Annotated in this window: 1 tRNA gene and 2 rRNA genes; all 3 read right to left on the reverse strand. The window is 44.8% G+C overall.

The window, feature by feature from the left end:
- Positions 1-204 (reverse strand): 23S ribosomal RNA (locus L4C54_RS24095); the annotation flags it as partial.
- Positions 205-523: 319 nt separating this feature from the next.
- Positions 524-599, reverse strand: a tRNA-Ala gene (locus L4C54_RS24100).
- Between the two features lie 75 nt (positions 600-674).
- Positions 675-920, reverse strand: a 16S ribosomal RNA gene (locus L4C54_RS24105); the annotation flags it as partial.

Consider the following 920-nt stretch of genomic DNA (forward strand, 5'->3'; position numbering starts at 1 on the left):
ACTTAGATGTTTCAGTTCCCCGGGTTCGCCTCGTTATGCTATGTATTCACRYAACGATACGTGCTTATGCACGTGGGTTTCCCCATTCAGAAATCCCAGACTCAAAAGGTTATTACTACCTAATCTGGGCTTATCGCAAGTTATTACGTCTTTCATCGCCTCTGACTGCCAAGGCATCCACCGTGTACGCTTAGTCACTTAACCATACAACCCCAAAAGGTTTCTGTATGGCAAACAACCAAGGTGTAAACTCGTTGTCTCATTATTTGAATGAGCGAGACAACATTTCGATTTTGCCGGACTCAAATATTAAACAATCACAACCGAAGTTGTGGTGTTTCCAAGAACACTTGAATGTGTGTTGGTACCTARWTGATTAAATCATCTAGGATTTGAGAACTTTTATTTGAACAACAACCGATCAAAGTCGTTGTTCGTCAGCTTTCCAAATTGTTAAAGAGCAGATTTTATTCTTTCGAACTAAAACCATTTTTAAAGATTCTTAAGGAAGAACACTTAAAGATGGTGGAGCTATGCGGGATCGAACCGCAGACCTCCTCGCTGCCAGCGAGGCGCTCTCCCAGCTGAGCTATAGCCCCATCTGGAAGTTATTCCTTACTCTTAACTTTTAAACATATCAATCTGTGTGGGTACTCATCGTGAAAATCATCGTATAAGGAGGTGATCCAGCCCCAGGTTCCCCTAGGGCTACCTTGTTACGACTTCACCCCAGTCATGAACCACAAAGTGGTGAGCGTCCTCCCCGAAAGGTTAAACTACCCACTTCTTTTGCAGCCCACTCCCATGGTGTGACGGGCGGTGTGTACAAGGCCCGGGAACGTATTCACCGTAGCATTCTGATCTACGATTACTAGCGATTCCGACTTCATGGAGTCGAGTTGCAGACTCCAATCCGGACT

This window comes from Vibrio lamellibrachiae (assembly GCF_050337265.1).
In the GTDB taxonomy this organism is placed as follows: Bacteria; Pseudomonadota; Gammaproteobacteria; order Enterobacterales; family Vibrionaceae; genus Vibrio; species Vibrio kyushuensis.